The sequence below is a fragment of the Streptomyces sp. NPDC044571 genome, assembly GCF_040647115.1.
Taxonomy (GTDB): domain Bacteria; phylum Actinomycetota; class Actinomycetes; order Streptomycetales; family Streptomycetaceae; genus Streptomyces.
Genome location: NZ_JBEZBN010000047.1, coordinates 15338 through 34048, shown reverse-complemented (window position 1 = coordinate 34048; position 18711 = coordinate 15338). Strand labels below are relative to the sequence as shown.

Sequence of the window (18711 nt, the reverse complement as noted above, 5' to 3'; positions counted from 1 at the left end):
GTACGCGCCCACGACAGTGACAAAGCGGCGCGGCCGGAACCTCGGGTACTCCACCCCGGACAAACAACGAAACCCCGCCGGAGTCCTACGGTGGAGGAGACAAGGACCCGCACACATCCGAAGGGCCGGGATTCGCATGACTTCCACCCACGCCTTCTGGCTCGCCGGCCGCCAGGCCACCGGCGATGCCGCCTTCGACGTCCACTCCCCGTGGGACAACCGGCTCGTCGGCACCGTCAGCGTGCCCACCGACGCCCAGGTCGAAGAGGCCGTGGCCGCGGCGCACGCCGTGACGGCGGAATTCTCCGCGACCCCCGCCCACGTGCGCGCCGCCGCCCTGGACCACGTGTCCAAGCGGCTCGTCGAGCGCACGGAGGAGATCGCCCAGCTGATCTCCGCCGAGAACGGCAAGCCCATCAAGTGGGCCCGCGGCGAGGTCGGCCGTGCCGTGTCCGTGTTCCGCTTCGCCGCCGAAGAAGCCCGCCGCTTCAACGGCGGAGAGGCCCAGCGCCTCGACACCGACGCCGGCGGCGTCGGCCGTCTCGCCCTGACCCGCCGCTTCGTCAAGGGCCCGGTCCTCGGCATCGCGCCGTTCAACTTCCCGCTGAACCTGTGCGCCCACAAGGTGGCCCCCGCCATCGCCGTCGGCGCGCCGATCATCCTCAAGCCGGCCCCGGCCACCCCGCTCTCCGGGCTCATCCTCGGCGAGCTGCTCGCCGAGACCGACCTCCCGGCCGGCTCCTGGTCGGTCCTGCCCGTCGCCAACGACAAGATGCCGGCCCTGGTCAAGGACGAGCGCCTGCCCGTCATCTCCTTCACCGGCTCCGACAAGGTCGGCTACGCCATCCAGCAGTCCGTGCCCCACAAGCACTGCACCCTGGAACTCGGCGGCAACGCCGCCGCCGTCGTCCTCGACGACTGGTCCTCCGAGGCCGACCTCGACTGGGCCGCGACCCGTATCGCGACCTTCTCGAACTACCAGGCCGGCCAGTCCTGCATCTCCGTGCAGCGCGTCATCGCCGACGCCTCCGTCTACGACCGCCTCGTCGAAAAGGTCGTCGCGAAGGTCCAGGCCCAGGTCACCGGCGACCCGGGCGACGACGCCACCGACGTCGGCCCCCTCGTCTCCGAGGACGCCGCCAAGCGCGTCGAGTCCTGGGTCGACGAAGCCGTCTCCGCCGGCGCCAAGCTGCTCACCGGCGGCAAGCGCGACGGTGCCTCCTACGAGCCCACCGTCATCGCCGAACTGCCCGCCGACACCACCCTCGCCCGCGAGGAGGTCTTCGGGCCGGTCCTGACGCTGCAGAAGGTCGAGAACACCGACGAGGCCTTCGCCGCCGTCAACGACTCGAAGTTCGGCCTGCAGACCGGCGTCTTCACCCGCAATATCCAGACCGCGTTCCGCGCGCACCGCGAGCTTGAGGTCGGCGGTGTCATCGTCGGCGACGCGCCGTCCTACCGCGCCGACCAGATGCCGTACGGCGGCGTCAAGCAGTCCGGCGTGGGCCGCGAAGGCGTCCGCTACGCGATGGACGACTACACGTACGAGCGGGTCCTGGTCCTGACCGGCCTCGACATCTGATTCGTACGACCCACAAGCCGACGGCCGGAGCCTACTGTGCGGGGGCTCCGGCCGTCCCCCTTTTTACCCGCTCTGACCTGCGGAAACGTCGAATCCTGGCTGACTCTTCGTGAGCTGGTGGGAACATGCCCGAGTCGCCAAACGGCAGAGCGCGCGACCTGGTTGAGTTGCTTGACGGGCGTCGACCAGCGGGCCCCCACTGGCTGTATGACATTTGTACGACAGAGTGGAGGAGGCGTGGACGCCGCACCCGTTCCCGAAAAGCGGCAAGCCAAGAAGGCCGCCGCGAAGACAGCGAAGCGGAACGCGGCCACGGCCGTGCTCGGGCCCAGCAGGTTGGCACAGGTCCGGCTCCGCAGCGATGAGATGCAGGCCCTTCAGGATGTCATGCGGACGCTGCATCTCGGCTCGACCTCCGATGCCCTTCGCGAAGGCCTGAGGCTCCTTGCGCGGGAAGCGGCTGAGGTGGGGGCGGCCGAGGAGATCCGTGCCTTCTACCGGGAGCAATCCGCGCCTCTGCCTGAGGGTGTGGTCGAGCCGAGCGACGCCGAGCTTGCGGCAGCGGACGATATGCAGTGGTGAGCCCCGGTACGGCTCTGCGTGGCGAAGTGTGGGTCTGCGCATTGCCCCAGCCGGTGGGACCGCATCCCGTTGTTGTCCTTGCGGTCAACCGGATCGCGGAACCGCTCACCTCCGTTACGGTCGCGCTGATCACCGGCACTTCCGGTCCGCAGACCACCCATGCTCCCATCGGGCCTGACGCGGGCCTGGTGTACGACGAGTCGTACGTGAACTGCGCGGACCTTCACACAGTGGCGAAATCGCGCTTGCGGAGGAAGCTCGGGCTGCTTGCCCCGGGTGAGCTGCGTCGCGTGGAAGATTCCGTCCGCTTGATCCTCGGTCTACAGCACTGACGTCGGAGGGCGGAAGCCCAGGCGTCGTGCTCCGTGCGCGGCCTGCGCCGCCATCAAAATCGCTCGTTCCTCGCGATTTCCCCGGGCGCTCGGCCTTCTTCGCCGACGCGCCCCCTTCGGCTCACTCGCCCGGAGGTAGGTGTCCAGTCGGGGCCGTTTTCCCTCACTCGGACCGCCCCGGCTTTTCCCGGAGGGCCCAGCAGGGTACGACTCACAGGTAGCACCGGCCGGTAGGGCCGGTCCGACGACTCCGGCTGGCGAGGTGAGTCCCCTCATGTCCGCAACACAGCCCAAGGTGACCGAGCGCGAGGCACGGCAGGTCGCGGAAGCGGCCCGGGAACAGGACTGGCGCAAGCCCAGCTTCGCCAAGGAACTGTTCCTCGGGCACTTCCGGCTCGACCTGATCCACCCGCACCCGATGCCCGCCGACGAGGACGTCCGGCGCGGCGAGGCCTTCCTGGCCCGGCTGCGGGACTTCTGCGAGCGCGAGCTCGCCGCAGGCCTGCCCGCGCGGATCGAACGCGAGGCGCGGATCCCCGACGAGACCGTGCGCGCGCTCAAGGAGCTCGGCGCCCTCGGCATGAAGATCGACCCCAAGTACGGCGGTCTCGGCCTGACCCAGGTGTACTACAACAAGGCGCTGGCCCTCGTCGGCTCCGTCAGCCCGGCCATCGGCGCCCTGCTCTCGGCACACCAGTCGATCGGGGTCCCCCAGCCGCTGAAGATGTTCGGCACGCAGGAGCAGAAGGACACCTACCTGCCGCGCTGCGCCACCACGGCCATCAGCGCCTTCCTGCTGACCGAGCCGGACGTGGGCTCCGACCCGGCCCGGCTGGCGACCACCGCCGTACCGGACGGCGAGGACGCGTACATCCTCGACGGCGTGAAGCTGTGGACCACCAACGGCGTCGTGGCGGACCTGCTGGTGGTGATGGCGCGGGTCCCCAAGACGGAGAACCACCGCGGCGGGATCACCGCCTTCGTCGTCGAGGCCGACTCACCCGGGATCACCGTCGAGCACCGCAACGCCTTCATGGGCCTGCGCGGCCTGGAGAACGGCGTCACGCGCTTCCACCGGGTCCGCGTGCCGGCCGCCCAGCGGATCGGCGCCGAGGGCGCCGGGCTCAAGATCGCCCTGACCACCCTCAACACCGGCCGGCTGTCCCTGCCCGCCATGTGCGTCGGGGCGGGCAAATGGTGCCTGAGGATTGCCCGCGAGTGGTCCGCCGTACGCGAGCAGTGGGGCCGGCCCGTCGCCCGGCACGAGGCGGTCGGCTCCAAGATCTCCTTCATCGCCGCCACCACCTTCGCCCTCGAAGCGGTCGTGGACCTCGCCTCCCAGATGGCCGACGAGGACCGCAACGACATCCGCATCGAGGCCGCCCTCGCCAAGCTCTACGGCTCCGAGATGGCCTGCCGGATGGCCGACGAACTGGTCCAGATCCGCGGCGGACGCGGCTTCGAGACCGCCGAGTCACTGGCCGCCCGCGGCGAGCGCGCCGTCCCCGCCGAGCAGATGCTGCGCGACCTGCGCATCAACCGGATCTTCGAGGGCTCCACCGAGATCATGCACCTGCTGATCGCCCGCGAGGCCGTCGACGCCCACCTCTCGGTCGCCGGCGACCTCATCGACCCCGACAAGGAACTCGGCGACAAGGCCAGGGCCGGCGCCCGCGCCGCCGGGTTCTACGCCCGCTGGCTGCCCAAACTGGCCACCGGGCCCGGCCAGCTCCCCGCCAGCTACCGCGCCTTCCACCCCGCCGGGCACACCGACCTCTCCGGCCACCTGCGTTATGTCGAGCGCAGCGCCCGGAAACTCGCCCGCACGATGTTCCTGGCCATGGCGCGCTGGCAGGGCCGCATGGAGACCAAACAGGGCTTCCTCGGCCGGATCGTCGACATCGGCGCCGAACTCTTCGCGATGAGCGCGGCCTGCGTACGCGCCGAACACCTGCGCGGCGCGGGAGAGCACGGCCGCGAGGCCTACCAGCTCGCGGACGCCTTCTGCCGGCAGTCGCGGGTCCGGGTCGAGGAACTCTTCGGCCGGCTCTGGTCCAACACCGACGACCTCGACCGCAAGGTCGTCGCCGGGGTGCTGTCCGGCACCTACGCCTGGCTGGAGGAGGGCGTGCTCGACCCGTCCGGCGACGGCCCCTGGATCGCGGACGCCGCCCCCGGCCCCTCCACACAGAAAAACGTGCACCGCCCCATTCGCTGACCTGCGATCATCGCCGCACGCCGAACAGGCGTACGCGAGCGGCGACGGGGAATCGGATGCATGTGAACGTGGACAGGGAGAGTCGGAGGCTCGCCTGGTGCGTGGCGCTCCTGCTGCGCCACGCACCCGACGCCGTCACCTCCGACCTCCTCGGGCGGCTCGATCCGCCCACCCGCCGGTTCCTGTGCCGCGACGAGTACCTGCCGGCCCCCGTCGTGACGCTGCTCCTGCGCGACGGCACGGACGAGGACCGCCGCACCATCGCCCGCAACCCGCACGTGCTCGGCCGCCCGCTCCCCGGCCTGCCCGGGCCCGCCCGGTACGCGGCCCGCCCCGCCCCCTCGCCCGGGCTGCTCGCCACCCTCCACGCCGAACTGGGCCGGGAGCCCGGGCCCCCGCTGACCTCCGAGGAGCTCGTAGCGCTGCTGCGCCGGCACGGCAGCCGCCGACCGCGGATCCCGCTCGACGTGCTGTCCCTCCCGCACGAGCTCGACCCCGAAGTCCTGCTGCGCGAGCATGCCCGCGCCCCGCTGCCGCCCGGCTCGGTGGAGGCCCTGCTGCTGGTGGCCGGGCTGGAGCGGAGCGTCTGCCTCGCCCTGCTCGACACCCGCGGCCAGGAGAGGTACGGGCCCGCCTGGATCCGCCCCGCCGTGCGGTCCGTCCGCACCGGGACCCTCACCTTCGACGAGCTCGCCGCCGCCGTGGCACCGGCCCACCGGACCCTGCTGCTGGGACAGGCCCACGCCATCGGCCGCTTCGCCTGGAACCTGGCCGAGTGGGCCGGCATGCGCTCCGCCCTGATGCGGGTGCTGCGCCCGGCCCTCGGCGACGACCCGCGCCTGTGGGCGGAGCTGCGGCGGCACGCCCCCGGCTTCCCCGGCACCCTGCCGGAACTGGCGTCCGCGGTGGCCGACGGAACCGCCGCGGCGGTCTCCGCGACGGGCTCCGCGGCAGCCGCCGTCCCGGGCCTCGACGAGGCCGTGGACGCGTTGGCGCCCGGCTCCCCGTGGTGGCCGAGCGACCCGCTGAGCAGGGAACTCGCCCTGGCCAGCCTCGGAGTGCCCAACGCCATGGGCGACCTCCACGAGGACATCCGGTGGGTCCGCGCCTGCCTCGACCGCGGCCTGCTCACCGGCGAGGACGTGATCCGGCACAAGGCCCCCGCCGCCTGGGCCCTGGACGAGGACCACTGGCTGGGGGACACCGACTACCCCGACCGCCACGACCGGCACCAGGCGGTCCTCGCGGCCCGCGCCGAAGCCGACCGGCTCCTGGGCGCGGCCCTGGCCGCGGACACCGACGCCTGGTGGCGGGCCGCCCGCGCGCTGCCCGACTTCGCCGGGACGCTCCCCGAACTACTCGCCGGTGTCGTTCACGGGGACTCCGTGTCCAACCGCTTCTGAGTTGCCGCGACAATGGGGGGCATGAGCGACCGCCCAGCCCCCCTCGCCGATCCGCACGTCCTCTTCGACCCCGCGGAAGGCCGACGGGACATCGTCATCCTCGGATGCACCGGGTCCATCGGGACCCAGGCCATCGACCTCGCCCTGCGCCACCCGGACCGCTTCCGGGTGACCGCGCTGTCCGCCGCCGGCGGCCGGGTCGGGCTGCTGGCCGAGCAGGCGCGGCTGCTGCGGGTGAACACCGTGGCCGTCGCCCGCGAGGACGTCGTACCGGCCCTGAAAGAAGCGCTGAGCGCCCAGTACGGTGCCTCCGAGCCGCTGCCGCAGATCCTGGCCGGGCCCGACGCGGCAGCCGAGCTGGCCGCCTCCGAGTGCCACACGGTCCTCAACGGGATCACCGGCTCCATCGGCCTCGCGCCGACCCTCGCCGCGCTGCGGGCGGGCCGGACGCTGGCCCTGGCCAACAAGGAATCGCTGATCGTGGGCGGGCCGCTGGTCAAGGCCCTCGCCCGGCCCGGCCAGATCATCCCGGTCGACTCCGAGCACGCGGCCCTCTTCCAGGCCCTGGCCGCCGGTACCCGCGCCGACGTGCGCAAGCTCGTGGTCACCGCCTCCGGCGGCCCCTTCCGCGGCCGCACCCGCGCCGAACTGGCCCACGTGACCGTGCAGGACGCCCTCGCCCACCCCACGTGGGCCATGGGCCCGGTGATCACCGTCAACTCGGCGACCCTGGTCAACAAGGGGTTGGAGGTGATCGAGGCGCACCTGCTCTACGACATTCCCTTCGACCGCATCGAGGTCGTGGTCCATCCGCAGTCGTACGTCCACTCGATGGTGGAGTTCTCGGACGGTTCCACGCTCGCCCAGGCCACCCCGCCGGACATGCGCGGACCGATCGCGATCGGCCTCGGCTGGCCCGAGCGGATCCCGGACGCGGCCCCCGCCTTCGACTGGACCAAGGCCTCGACCTGGGAGTTCTTCCCGCTGGACACCGAGGCCTTCCCCTCGGTGGCCCTGGCCCGGCACGTGGGCACCCTCGGCTCCACGGCCCCCGCCGTCTTCAATGCGGCGAACGAGGAGTGCGTGGAGGCGTTCCTGGCCGGTCGGCTGCCGTTCACGGCAATCATGGATACGGTCTCTGCCGTGGTCGACGAGCACGGGACGCCGGACGCGGGAACCTCCCTCACCGTCCAGGACGTCCTTGAAGCAGAGGCCTGGGCCCGGGCCCGGGCCCAGGAGATGGCGGCACGGGCCGCCGTGGAGGCGCGCGCATGACAGCACTCATGACGGTGCTCGGAATACTCATCTTCGTATTCGGGCTGCTCGTCTCCATCGCCTGGCACGAGCTCGGCCACCTCTCCACGGCCAAGATCTTCGGCATCCGCGTGCCCCAGTACATGGTCGGCTTCGGCCCGACCATCTGGTCGCGGCACAAGGGTGAGACCGAGTACGGCATCAAGGCCATCCCGATGGGCGGCTACATCCGCATGATCGGGATGTTCCCGCCCGGCGAGGACGGCAAGGTCACCGCCCGCTCGACCTCCCCGTTCCGCTCGATGATCGAGGACGCGCGGTCGGCGGCGTACGAGGAGCTGAAGCCCGGCGACGAGACGCGGCTCTTCTACACGCGCAAGCCCTGGAAGCGCGTGATCGTGATGTTCGCGGGCCCCTTCATGAACCTGGTGCTGGCGCTGGCGGTCTTCTTCGGCGTCTGGATGACCTTCGGCGTCGACCGGACGACCACCCAGGTCGGCACGGTCTCGCCGTGCGTCATCCAGCAGAGCGAGAAGCGGGAGGTCTGCCGGGACGGCGACCCGGTGGCCCCGGCCAAGGCCGCCGGCCTGCGGGCGGGCGACCGGATCGTGGCCTTCGACGGACACCGGGTGACCGACTGGGCCGCCCTCCAGAAGCGGATCCGCGACACCGTCGGCCCCGCCACCGTCACCGTCGTCCGCGACGGGCAGAGCCTGACCCTCCCGGTCAACCTGATCGAGAACAAGGTCGCCAAGACCGACGGCCACGGCGGGTACGTCAAGGGGCAGTACGTGACGGCGGGCTGGCTCGGCTTCAGCCCCAGGAGCGAGATCGCCCCGCTCACCTTCGGCCAGTCCGTGGACCGGATGGGCGACGTCGTCGACAACAGCGTGCAGGGGCTCGTCAAGCTCCCGTCCAAGATCCCGGCTCTGTGGAACGCCGCCTTCGCCGGCGGCGAGCGGGAGCCCGACTCCCCGACCGGCATCGTCGGCGCGGCCCGGATCAGCGGTGAGATCGCCACGCTGGACATCCCGGCCGAACAGCGGCTGGTGTTCTTCCTCCAGCTCGTCGGCTTCTTCAACCTGTCCCTGTTCCTGTTCAACATGCTGCCGCTGCTGCCGCTGGACGGCGGGCACATCGCGGGCGCCCTGTGGGAGTCGGTCCGGCGCACGGTGGCCCGGGTCTTCCGGCGCCCCGACCCCGGCCCGTTCGACGTCGCGAAGCTGATGCCCGCGGCGTACGTGGTGGCCGGCGTCTTCGTCTGCTTCACCCTGCTCGTCCTCGTGGCCGACGTGGTGAACCCGATCAAGATCACCTAGTTCGACCGCATGTGCGCCACGACGCGGGGAGCCGGGCACGAAGCGTGCCCGGCTCCCTACGTTCGGGTGGTGGGGCCCCCTCGGGTGCACGGCCCGCCGCGTGGTTGGCGTAACCTCGAAGGCTGGAGCCCGCCGATCTCGGGACCTTGATCCACACCTTGGGGTTGCACAGCAGATGACTGCCATCTCTCTCGGAATGCCGGCCGTGCCGACGAAGCTTGCCGACCGCAGGGTCAGCCGCAAGATCCAGGTCGGTTCGGTGGCCGTCGGTGGCGACGCACCCGTGTCGGTGCAGTCCATGACCACCACCCGTACCTCCGACATCGGCGCCACGCTGCAGCAGATCGCCGAGCTGACCGCCTCCGGCTGCGAGATCGTCCGCGTGGCCTGCCCGACCCAGGACGACGCCGACGCCCTCGCCGTCATCGCGAAGAAGTCGCAGATCCCGGTCATCGCCGACATCCACTTCCAGCCGAAGTACGTCTTCGCCGCGATCGACGCGGGCTGCGCCGCCGTCCGCGTCAACCCGGGCAACATCAAGCAGTTCGACGACAAGGTCAAGGAGATCGCGAAGGCCGCCGCCGACGCGGGTACGCCGATCCGGATCGGCGTCAACGCGGGCTCGCTCGACGCCCGGCTGCTGAAGAAGTACGGCAAGGCCACCCCCGAGGCGCTGGTCGAGTCGGCGCTGTGGGAGGCCTCCCTCTTCGAGGAGCACGGCTTCAGCGACATCAAGATCTCGGTCAAGCACAACGACCCGGTCGTCATGGTCAACGCCTACCGCCAGCTCGCCGCGCAGTGCACCTACCCCCTGCACCTCGGCGTCACCGAGGCCGGCCCCGCCTTCCAGGGCACCATCAAGTCCGCCGTCGCCTTCGGCGCGCTGCTCTCCGAGGGCATCGGCGACACCATCCGCGTCTCGCTGTCCGCGCCGCCGGTCGAGGAGGTCAAGGTCGGCATCCAGATCCTGGAGTCGCTGAACCTCAAGCCGCGCCGCCTGGAGATCGTCTCCTGCCCCTCCTGCGGCCGCGCCCAGGTGGACGTCTACAAGCTGGCCGAGGAGGTCACGGCGGGCCTCACCGGCATGGAGGTCCCGCTGCGCGTCGCGGTCATGGGCTGCGTCGTCAACGGCCCCGGCGAGGCCCGCGAGGCCGACCTCGGCGTCGCCTCCGGCAACGGCAAGGGCCAGATCTTCGTCAAGGGCGAGGTCATCAAGACCGTCCCCGAGTCGAAGATCGTGGAGACCCTCATCGAAGAGGCCATGAAGATCGCCGAGCAGATGGAGAAGGACGGCATCCCCTCGGGCGAGCCGACCGTCGCGATCGGCGTCTGAGCCCAGGCCCCGAGCCCCGGCCCGTTCCCGCAGCTCGCGGGCGGGGCCGGGGCTTTTTCGTGACCTGCGGGACCAGGCATCCTCAGGTGGCGGCGGGTACAGTTCGGAGATCAGCAGACTTTATGGTGAGGCCCCAGTGTTGACGCAGACCACCACCCGGGTCCTTGAGCCCAGCGATCTGAACGCCGCGCTCGGCATCCTCGGGCGCCAGCCGGTCGAGAACGCCTTCGTCACCTCCCGGGTCCAGGTCGCCGGACTCGACCCCTGGCGCCTGGGCGGCGAGATGTGGGGCTGGTACGCCGACGGAGAGCTGCGCTCCCTGTGCTACGCGGGCGCCAACCTGGTCCCCGTCTGTGCCGGCCCCGACGCCGTCCGCGCCTTCGCCGACCGGGCGCGGCGCACGGGCCGCCGCTGCTCCTCCATCGTGGGCCCCGCCGAGGCGACCCGGCTGCTGTGGCAGCTCCTGGAACCCAGCTGGGGGCCGGCCCGGGACGTCCGCTCCCACCAGCCGCTCATGGTGACCGACCGGCGGTCCGCCGAGGTGCGGCCCGACCCGCTGGTCCGCCGCATCCGCAAGGACGAGATGGACCTGATCATGCCCGCGTGCGTGGCCATGTTCACCGAGGAGGTCGGTGTCTCCCCGCTCGCGGGCGACGGCGGCCTGCTCTACCAGGCCCGGGTCGCCGAGCTCGTCGGCACCGGCCGCTCCTTCGCCCGCGTCGAGGACGGCAAGGTCGTCTTCAAGGCGGAGATCGGCGCCGCGACCGCGCACGCGTGCCAGATCCAGGGCGTCTGGGTGGACCCCGAGTTCCGCGGGCGGGGCCACTCCGAGACCGGGATGGCGGCCGTCGTCGAGTTCGCGCTCCGCGATGTCGCGCCCGTGGTCAGCCTGTACGTGAACGACTTCAACACCGCTGCGCGGGCGGCGTACCGGAGGGTCGGCTTCCGCGAGGTCGGCGCCTTCATGAGCGTCCTCTTCTGACCGCCGGGGGCATACCGGCAGGCCCGGACCGCCCAGTAAGGTCACCCGCATGCTGCCTACCTCCGAGGGCCATGACCCCGCCCGCCCGGCCGGACTCCGCATCGGTCCCCTCGACCTCGCCGCCCGCGTGGACGAGGCCCTGCGCGTGCAGGCCGTCGCCTTCGGGCTCAGCGAGGAGGAGATCGGCATCCGCCGCTACATCGTCCAGCGGCACATGGGCTGCCGCGGAGCCCGCGCCCTCGGGGCGTTCACGCAGGACGGGGCGCTCGCCGGGTTCGTGTACGGAATGCCGAACGACCGGGCGTACTGGTGGTCCTCGGTCGTCGAGCCGTACCTGCGGGCCGAGGGTCACGACGGCTGGCTCGACGACTCCTTCGTCATCACCGAGCTGCACGTCCACCCCGGATTCCAGGGGCACGGCGTAGGCCGCACCCTGATCACCCGGATCACCGACACCGCCGAGGAGCCCCGCTCGATCCTGTCCGCCATCGACACCGAGAGCCCGGCCCGCAGCCTCTACCGGGCCCTCGGCTACCGGGACCTCGCCCGCCAGGTGCACTTCCCGAGCGCCGGCCTTCCGTACGCGGTCATGGGGGCCCCGCTGCCGCTGCGCCGCCCCTGACCGCCGGTCACCGGAGGCGGCGAATTCGTTTCCGGCGCCCCGGCGGCCCCCGATAGCCTCGCGGCATGTCTACGCAACACGTGCAGCGCATGTCCCGCCTCATGGCCAAGACCCTCCGCGAGGACCCGGCCGACGCCGAAACGCTCAGCCACCGGCTCCTCGTCCGCGCCGGATACGTCCGGCGCAGCTCCGCGGGTGTGTGGACCTGGCTGCCGCTCGGCAAGAAGGTCCTGGACAACGTCTCGCGCATCGTCCGCGAGGAGATGGACGCCATCGGCGCCCAGGAGGTGCTGCTCCCGGCGCTGCTGCCCAAGGAGCCGTACGAGGTCAGCGGACGCTGGTCGGAGTACGGGGACCTGCTGTTCCGGCTCAAGGACCGCAAGGGAGCCGACTACCTGCTCGGGCCCACGCACGAGGAGATCTTCACCCTGGTGGTGAAGGACCAGTGCACCTCCTACAAGGACCTGCCGGTCATGCTCTACCAGATCCAGACCAAGTACCGGGACGAGGCCCGGCCGCGGTCGGGAGTGCTGCGCGGACGCGAGTTCCAGATGAAGGACTCCTACTCCTTCGACGTGAGCGAGGAGGGCTTGGAGCAGTCCTACGCCCTGCACCGCGCCGCGTACCAGCGGATCTTCACGCGCCTGGGGCTGGACCACCGGATCGTCTCGGCGGTGTCCGGGGCGATGGGCGGTTCGGCGTCGGAGGAGTTCCTGGCGCCGGCGGCGGCCGGGGAGGACACCTTCGTGGACTGCCCGTCGTGCGACTACGCGGCGAACACGGAGGCGGTGACCTTCGCCCTGACCCCCGTGGACGCCGAACACCCCGCCCTGGAGGAGGTGGACACCCCCGACACCCCGACGATCGAGACGCTGGCGGCCCACCTGGGCGTCCCCGCGTCGGCGACGCTGAAGAACCTGCTGGTGAAGGTCGACGGCGAGATCACGGCCGTGGGCGTGCCGGGGGACCGGGAGGTGGACCTCGGCAAGCTCGCCGAGCATCTCGCCCCGGCGGTCGTGGAGTTGGTGACCGCGGAGGACTTCACCGACCGTCCCGACCTGGTCCGCGGCTACGTCGGCCCACAGGGCCTCGGCAAGGTCCGCTACCTCGCCGACCCCCGTGTGGCGCCCGGCACTTCGTGGGTGACGGGAGCCAACCGGGCCGACACGCACGCGCGGAACGTGGTGTGCGGGCGGGACTTCGAGGTCGACCGGTACCTGGACGTGGTGGTCGTGGAGCCGGGCGACCCCTGCCCGCGCTGCGGCGCCGGACTCCGGCTGGACCGCGCCATCGAGATCGGGCACATCTTCCAGCTCGGCCGCAAGTACGCGGACGCCTTCGGCCTGGACGTGCTCGGCAAGGAGGGCAAGCCGGTGCGGGTCACGATGGGCTCGTACGGGATCGGCGTCTCGCGGGCGGTGGCTGCGCTGGCCGAACAGACCGCGGACGAACGGGGACTTGCGTGGCCGGCCGAGGTGGCTCCGGCGGACGTGCACGTGGTGGCGGCGGGCAAGGCCGTGCAGCTGGCGCTCGCGGAATCGGCGGCCACGGCTCTGGCGGAGGCCGGCCTGCGGGTCCTCCTGGACGACCGGGCGGGGCTCTCGCCGGGCGTGAAGCTCACGGACGCGGAGCTGATCGGCGTCCCGTGGATCCTGGTGGCGGGGCGCCGGTCCGCGGACGGCGTGGTCGAACTCCAGCACCGCGCCACGGGCACCCGCGAGGAACTCCCCTTGGCCGACGCCCTCGCCCGGCTGACGGCTGCCGGATAGCCCTGGGCTCCGCCCCCGGACCCTCGCGCCTCACGGGTCCGGGCGGAGCCCGGTTCCGGAGAGGGGCGGGATGGGGAAGAAGCCCGTCCCGCGCAGCGGCTAACCGCAGGGCTCGTCGGCCTCCGCGGGCGGCGGCGAGCCGTCCACGGACCGGCCGACGGCCGGCGGATCCAGGGCCTCGCCGGGAGCGCCGGCCGCCGCGGAAACCCCCGGCGGGGCCGGGCCGGTGACCGTCTCGCGGTCCGGCTCCGGGGCTTTGCCGGGCACGGCGCCCGGCGCCTCGGCCAGAGCTTCGCCCGGCGCTTCGCCCGACGCGGCGCCGGGTGCGGCGCCCGGCGCGGGCGCCGCGCGCTCCAGGAAGCGGAGCAGCTCCACGGGGAACGGCAGGACCAGCGTGGAGTTCTTCTCCGCAGCCACCGCCACCACCGTCTGCAGCAACCGCAACTGCAGCGCCGCCGGCTGCTCCGACATCACCGCCGCCGCCTCCGCCAGCTTCTTCGAAGCCTGGAGCTCCGCATCCGCGTTGATCACCCGAGCCCGGCGCTCGCGGTCCGCCTCCGCCTGCCGCGCCATCGAGCGCTTCATCGTCTCCGGCAGGGAGACGTCCTTTATCTCGACGCGGTCGATCTGGACGCCCCACCCCACCGCCGGGCTGTCGATCATCAGCTCAAGACCCTGGTTCAGCTTCTCCCGGTTGGACAGCAGGTCGTCGAGGTCCGACTTGCCGATGATCGAGCGCAGCGAGGTCTGCGCCATCTGCGAGACCGCGAAGCGGTAGTCCTCCACCTCGATGATCGCGTTCGCCGCGTCCACGACCTTGAAATACACCACGGCGTCGACCCGCACGGTGACGTTGTCCCGGGTGATGCCCTCCTGCGCGGGCACCGGCATCGTGACGATCTGCATGTTCACCTTGCGGAGCCGGTCGACCCCCGGGACGATCATGGTGAAGCCCGGCCCGCGGACGCCCTCCCGCAGCCGGCCGAAGCGGAAGACAACGCCCCGCTCGTACTGCCTCACCACTCGTGCGGCAGCGCCGGCGAGCGCCGCGACTCCCACGCCCGCCGCGATTGCCGCTGTCAGCAGTTCCTGGACCATGACGGCCTCCCGGACGGCCTCCTGCCGGGCCTGTACCCCTATCCACGGTATGCCCTACAACCAGGCGGCGAACTCCAACAGAAGCTCCGCCTCCTGGCGCCGCCCGGCGGCCAGGGCCCGGTTCCCGGACTCCACCGCCCGGAAAACCGTCCAGCCCCGCAGCCGGTCCCGGTCCACCTCCAGCGCGTCGGCGAGCCGGTTCACCCGGCGCCGGGCGCCCGCGGCCCCGGCCGAGGACGCCACCTGGTCCTCCAGCCGGTCCCGCACCAGCCGGGCCAGGTCGTACGCCCGCTCGCCGACCAGCGGGTCCGGGCCGACCGCCAGCCACGGGGCCCGCTCGCCCGCCAGCACCTTGCCCTGCCGGAAGTTCCCGTGCAGCACCAGTTCCTCGGGGGGCAGGGCGGTCAGCTCCTCGCGGATCGCCAGCGCGGTGGAGGCCAGCGCCTCGGCCTCCGCGGGGGCCTTGCGCAGGGCCTCCGCCTGCCGGGCGGTGCGCTGCTCCACCGTCTCGAAGGGGTGCCCCGGCGGCGGGGCGACCCACAGCCGGCGCAGCGTCCCGCACGCCTCCAGCAGGGCCTTCGCTTCCGGCAGCGACCGCAGCGACACTTCGGGGTGCAGCCGTTCCAGCAGCAGCGCCCCGTCCTGCGCGTGGTGGCGGGTGTCGAGGACCCGTACGGCTCCGAAACCGCCCCAGTGCGCCAGGGCGGCCAGCTCCCGGTCGGGCCGGGCGTGCGGGGGAGCCAGCTTCAGCGCGGCCGGGGTGCCGTCGGCGTACTGGACGAGGACGACCAGGCTGCTCCGGCCGCCCGGCGCCTGCACCCGCTGGGCCCGGACGTCACGGCGGGCCAGCGCCGCCTCGGTGAGCCGGGGCAGCTGCTCCAGCCAGTCCGCGTCCTGCGCCGATTCCGGCGTCTCGCCGAGCGCCCGTACAAGCCGCTGCGGCGGTTCGAAAGCCATGCGTGCGTGGTCCCTTTCAGCTGGTGGGGGCTCGGTCGGCGCGTTCCGTGAGCCCAGGGAAGGCTACGCCGACACCCCGCCAGCGCGCCGCGCGCACGGCCGCGGCGCTCAGCGCGTCGGCCGCCTCCCGGCGCAGCCGGCCGTCCGAGGCCCGCACGAGATCGGAGTACGCGCCCGCCACCCGGTCCTCGATCTCGGCGGCGAGCCGCTCCGCGTCGGCCGGGCCGCGCACCTCGAAGGGCAGGGCGTACGCCGCTTCCGCGGGTCGGGGCGAGCCGCCCATCTCGCGCACCGTGCGGGCCAGGGCGTCACGCCGCGCGAGGTGGCCGCCGTACGCCTCGCGGGCCTCGGCGGCCCGGGCGGCCCCGGCGCGTGCGCCGATCACGCCGTAGCCGTACGCCGCGGCGTGTTCGGCGGCGAGCGCGGACTGCGCGGCCTCCAGGGCCCGGTTGGCGGGGGAGGGTTCGGGCTTCACGGTGTGGCTCCGGGGGTCGAGGTCAGCAGGTACGCGTGGACGGCGCCGCACGCCGCCACCGAGGCCAGCAGCCGGGCCAGCTCCCCGGGCGCCCCGGACAGGGCGATGGTGCGGGCCTCGGCCAGGCTGCGCTCGGCGTCGGCGAGCGCGGTCAGGGCTTCCTCCGGGCCGGCCGGCACCGGCTCGCCGCTCGGGGCGGCCGCACCGGCCGGTGCGGGTGAGGCGGCGGACGGCGCGCCGGAGGGCTGCGCGGAGGCGGCCTCCGGCGCGGCCAGGGCGGTGGCGTGCGCCGCCACCGAGGCGCGCAGCGGTGCCAGGCGCCCGGCGAGGGCCGGATGGGCGGCGGTGGTGGCGTCGTAGCGTTCCAGCAGTCGTTCACTGTCCCGAACGGCCGATGCACGCATCCGCCGTTCGAGTGGAACGCCGGTGTCCGCGCCGGCCGCGCCGGCGCCGTCGGAACACCCGGTGAGCAACGCGGCGCCGCCGACGCCGACGGCGCCGGCGAGCAGGCTCCTTCGCGAGAGCCTCGAAGACATGGTCCAGGGCACGGCGACGTCCTTGAGGTGGGGTCCGGCAGGGTGTGATCACCGTACCCGGGGCCCCGTCCACAGGGCGGACGGCAACACCCTCCGCGACCGGATACCCTTTGACCTGACACGCGACGGAAAACCACAACAGCACACGCGGCCGAGGAGTCACCCGGATGAGCACCACCCAGAGCGACAGGCTGCGCGGACTGCTGGAGCCGCTCGTCGCCGCCAAGGGCCTGGATCTTGAGGACATCGAGATGTCCAAGGCGGGCAAGCGCCGGATGCTTCGCATCATCGTGGACTCCGACGAGGGCGTGGAGCTGGACGCGTGTGCCGAGCTGAGCCGCGAGGTCTCCGACAAGCTCGACGAATCCGACGTGATGGGCGAGGACGAGTACGTCCTCGAAGTGAGCTCGCCGGGCGCCGACCGCCCGCTGACCGAGCACCGTCACTACGTCCGGGCGACGGGCCGTCTCGTGAAGTTCCAGCTCTCCGCCGAAGGTGAGAAGGGTGCCGGGGAACTGGTCGCCCGCATCCTCGGCGTCGACGACGAGGGTTTGGACCTCGAAGTTCCGGGTGTGAAGGGTCGCAAGGCGACCGCCCGCCGCATTGCTTTCACCGACATCGCCAAGGCGCGTGTCGAGATCGAGTTCAACCGCAAGGACAAGAAGGAAGAGGAGGCGTAGCCGTGGACATCGACATGAGTGCCCTGCGGGGTCTGGTCCGGGAGAAGGAGATCTCCTTCGACCTGCTCGTCGAGGCGATCGAGTCGGCCCTCCTCATCGCGTACCACCGCACCGAGGGAAGCTTCCGGCGCGCACGCGTGGAGCTGGACCGCACCAACGGCCACGTCGTCGTGTGGGCGACCGAGGACCCGCGGGACCTGGAGGAGGGGCAGGAGCCCAAGGAGTTCGACGACACGCCGTCGGACTTCGGCCGGATCGCCGCCACGACCGCCAAGCAGGTGATCCTCCAGCGTCTGCGCGACGCCGAGGACGACTTGACCTTCGGCGAGTTCGCGGGCCGCGAGGGCGACGTCATCACCGGTGTCGTCCAGCAGGGCAAGGACCCCAAGAACGTCCTCGTCGACATCGGCAAGCTGGAGGCCATCCTGCCGGTGCAGGAGCAGGTCCCCGGCGAGGAGTACACCCACGGCCTGCGCATCAAGACGTACGTCGTACGGGTGGCGAAGGGTGTCCGCGGTCCGTCCGTTACCCTGTCGCGGACCCACCCCAACCTGGTGAAGAAGCTGTTCGCGCTGGAGGTCCCGGAGATCGCCGACGGCAGCGTGGAGATCTCCGCGATCGCCCGTGAGGCCGGTCACCGCACCAAGATCGCCGTGCGCTCCACCCGCTCGGGCCTCAACCCCAAGGGCGCCTGCATCGGCCCGATGGGCGCCCGCGTCCGCAACGTCATGGCCGAGCTGCACGGCGAGAAGATCGACATCGTCGACTGGTCGGACGACCCGGCGGAGATGGTCGCGAACGCGCTGTCACCCGCCCGGGTGAGCAAGGTCGAGGTCGTCGACTGGGACTCCCGCTCCGCCCGGGTGACCGTGCCCGACTACCAGCTGTCGCTGGCGATCGGCAAGGAGGGCCAGAACGCCCGCCTCGCCGCGCGGCTCACCGGCTGGCGCATCGACATCCGTCCCGACACCGAGCCGTCCCCGGACGCAGAGCGGGACCGGGGCGGGGAATAAATCCGGTACCCGTCGGAGCTGTCCGGCGGGTAGACAGGATCAGGACAGCAGAACCCGACAACGTCCGTTCGATTTTTCGCCCGAAGGGGTGAGGTCGGTGCGGGGAGGTAGACTTAGGCGTGTCTGGCCGGACGCAAGCCCGCGCATGCCCCGAACGCACCTGTGTGGGGTGCCGGGAGCGAGCGGCCAAGAGCGATCTGCTGCGCATCGTGGCGATCGAGGACGAATGCGTCCCTGATCCAAGCGGTACGCTGCCCGGCCGGGGTGCATACCTGCACCCTGCCGTGGTCTGCCTCGACAAGGCGGTCCGCCGCAGAGCGTTCCCCCGGGCCCTGCGGGCTCCGGGAGCACTCGACACGGCGGAGCTGCACAAGGCCGTGGCCGACCAGGCCGAGGCGACACCGTAAGAAACGTACGAAGAGCACGGCACGGATACCCCGTGCGGTCAGGTACCTCGCGAGTTGGAAGTAGGTCGAGATTGCGATGAGCACTCGATGAGTACGCGATGAGTACGCCCATGAAGTAGCAACGGTCCGGCGTAACCCGGACCTAAAAG

The 18711-nt window shown here is 72.0% G+C and carries 18 protein-coding genes; 14 read left to right on the top strand and 4 right to left on the bottom strand.

What is annotated here, in order from left to right; translation table 11 throughout:
• Positions 1 to 136 precede the first annotated feature (136 nt).
• The 11 genes from AB0B01_RS23350 to AB0B01_RS23300 all read left to right on the top strand — a co-directional run bounded on the left by AB0B01_RS23350 (position 137) and on the right by AB0B01_RS23300 (position 13396).
• Positions 137 to 1582: an aldehyde dehydrogenase family protein gene (locus tag AB0B01_RS23350; RefSeq protein ID WP_361722303.1), complete on the top strand. Its 1446-nt coding sequence runs from the start codon at positions 137 to 139 to the stop codon at positions 1580 to 1582.
• Positions 1583 to 1819: 237 nt separating this feature from the next.
• Positions 1820 to 2164 carry a hypothetical protein gene (locus AB0B01_RS23345; protein ID WP_361722300.1) on the top strand — a complete coding sequence of 115 codons (345 nt, stop codon included), beginning with the start codon at positions 1820 to 1822 and terminating at the stop codon, positions 2162 to 2164.
• Entirely contained in the window at positions 2158 to 2496 is a 339-nt protein-coding gene (locus tag AB0B01_RS23340; RefSeq protein ID WP_361722297.1) for a type II toxin-antitoxin system PemK/MazF family toxin, read from the top strand. The genes AB0B01_RS23345 and AB0B01_RS23340 overlap by 7 nt, the downstream gene beginning before the upstream one ends.
• 274 nt (positions 2497 to 2770) lie before the next feature.
• Positions 2771 to 4714, top strand: a complete 1944-nt coding sequence (locus AB0B01_RS23335; RefSeq protein WP_361722294.1) for an acyl-CoA dehydrogenase family protein — start codon at positions 2771 to 2773, stop codon at positions 4712 to 4714.
• Positions 4715 to 4782: 68 nt separating this feature from the next.
• Entirely contained in the window at positions 4783 to 6117 is a 1335-nt protein-coding gene (locus tag AB0B01_RS23330) for a hypothetical protein (RefSeq protein WP_361722291.1), read from the top strand.
• Positions 6118 to 6138: 21 nt separating this feature from the next.
• The gene (gene dxr, locus AB0B01_RS23325) at positions 6139 to 7392 is read left to right on the top strand and encodes a 1-deoxy-D-xylulose-5-phosphate reductoisomerase (RefSeq protein WP_361722288.1); all 1254 of its coding nucleotides are present in this window, start codon (positions 6139 to 6141) and stop codon (positions 7390 to 7392) included.
• A complete protein-coding gene (locus AB0B01_RS23320; protein WP_361722285.1) occupies positions 7389 to 8690 on the top strand; it encodes a site-2 protease family protein in 1302 nt (433 codons plus the stop codon). Before dxr ends, AB0B01_RS23320 begins: the two co-directional genes overlap by 4 nt.
• A 175-nt stretch (positions 8691 to 8865) precedes the next feature.
• Entirely contained in the window at positions 8866 to 10023 is a 1158-nt protein-coding gene (gene ispG / locus AB0B01_RS23315) for a flavodoxin-dependent (E)-4-hydroxy-3-methylbut-2-enyl-diphosphate synthase (RefSeq protein ID WP_361722282.1), read from the top strand.
• Between the two features lie 139 nt (positions 10024 to 10162).
• Positions 10163 to 11005, top strand: coding sequence for a GNAT family N-acetyltransferase (locus tag AB0B01_RS23310; RefSeq protein WP_361722279.1), 843 nt, complete (start codon positions 10163 to 10165; stop codon positions 11003 to 11005).
• A gap of 49 nt (positions 11006 to 11054) precedes the next feature.
• Positions 11055 to 11627, top strand: coding sequence for a GNAT family N-acetyltransferase (locus AB0B01_RS23305; protein WP_361722276.1), 573 nt, complete (start codon positions 11055 to 11057; stop codon positions 11625 to 11627).
• Positions 11628 to 11692: 65 nt separating this feature from the next.
• A complete protein-coding gene (locus tag AB0B01_RS23300) occupies positions 11693 to 13396 on the top strand; it encodes a proline--tRNA ligase (protein ID WP_361722273.1) in 1704 nt (567 codons plus the stop codon).
• A 99-nt stretch (positions 13397 to 13495) separates the two neighbouring features.
• Here the strand turns inward: AB0B01_RS23300 and AB0B01_RS23295 are convergent, their stop codons facing one another.
• Genes AB0B01_RS23295 through AB0B01_RS23280 form a run of 4 tightly spaced genes read right to left on the bottom strand, consistent with a single transcriptional unit; the run spans position 13496 to position 16474 of the window.
• A complete protein-coding gene (locus AB0B01_RS23295) occupies positions 13496 to 14494 on the bottom strand; it encodes an SPFH domain-containing protein (RefSeq protein WP_361722270.1) in 999 nt (332 codons plus the stop codon).
• A gap of 54 nt (positions 14495 to 14548) precedes the next feature.
• A complete protein-coding gene (locus AB0B01_RS23290; RefSeq protein ID WP_361722267.1) occupies positions 14549 to 15451 on the bottom strand; it encodes an aminoglycoside phosphotransferase family protein in 903 nt (300 codons plus the stop codon).
• A gap of 16 nt (positions 15452 to 15467) precedes the next feature.
• Positions 15468 to 15926: a ferritin-like domain-containing protein gene (locus AB0B01_RS23285; RefSeq protein ID WP_361722264.1), complete on the bottom strand. Its 459-nt coding sequence runs from the start codon at positions 15924 to 15926 to the stop codon at positions 15468 to 15470.
• Entirely contained in the window at positions 15923 to 16474 is a 552-nt protein-coding gene (locus tag AB0B01_RS23280; RefSeq protein ID WP_361722261.1) for a hypothetical protein, read from the bottom strand. The genes AB0B01_RS23285 and AB0B01_RS23280 overlap by 4 nt, the downstream gene beginning before the upstream one ends.
• 155 nt (positions 16475 to 16629) lie before the next feature.
• On the opposite strand from AB0B01_RS23280, the gene rimP reads away from it, so the two are divergent.
• The 3 genes from rimP (at position 16630) to AB0B01_RS23265 (ending at position 18562) form a co-directional block, all read left to right on the top strand.
• Positions 16630 to 17142, top strand: coding sequence for a ribosome maturation factor RimP (rimP, locus tag AB0B01_RS23275; RefSeq protein ID WP_361722258.1), 513 nt, complete (start codon positions 16630 to 16632; stop codon positions 17140 to 17142).
• 2 nt (positions 17143 to 17144) lie between these two features.
• On the top strand, positions 17145 to 18155 hold the full coding sequence (nusA, locus tag AB0B01_RS23270) for a transcription termination factor NusA (RefSeq protein WP_361722255.1): 1011 nt from the start codon (positions 17145 to 17147) through the stop codon (positions 18153 to 18155).
• Positions 18156 to 18274: 119 nt separating this feature from the next.
• Complete coding sequence (locus AB0B01_RS23265) at positions 18275 to 18562, top strand: YlxR family protein (RefSeq protein WP_356847814.1); 288 nt, start codon at positions 18275 to 18277, stop codon at positions 18560 to 18562.
• Positions 18563 to 18711 lie beyond the last annotated feature (149 nt).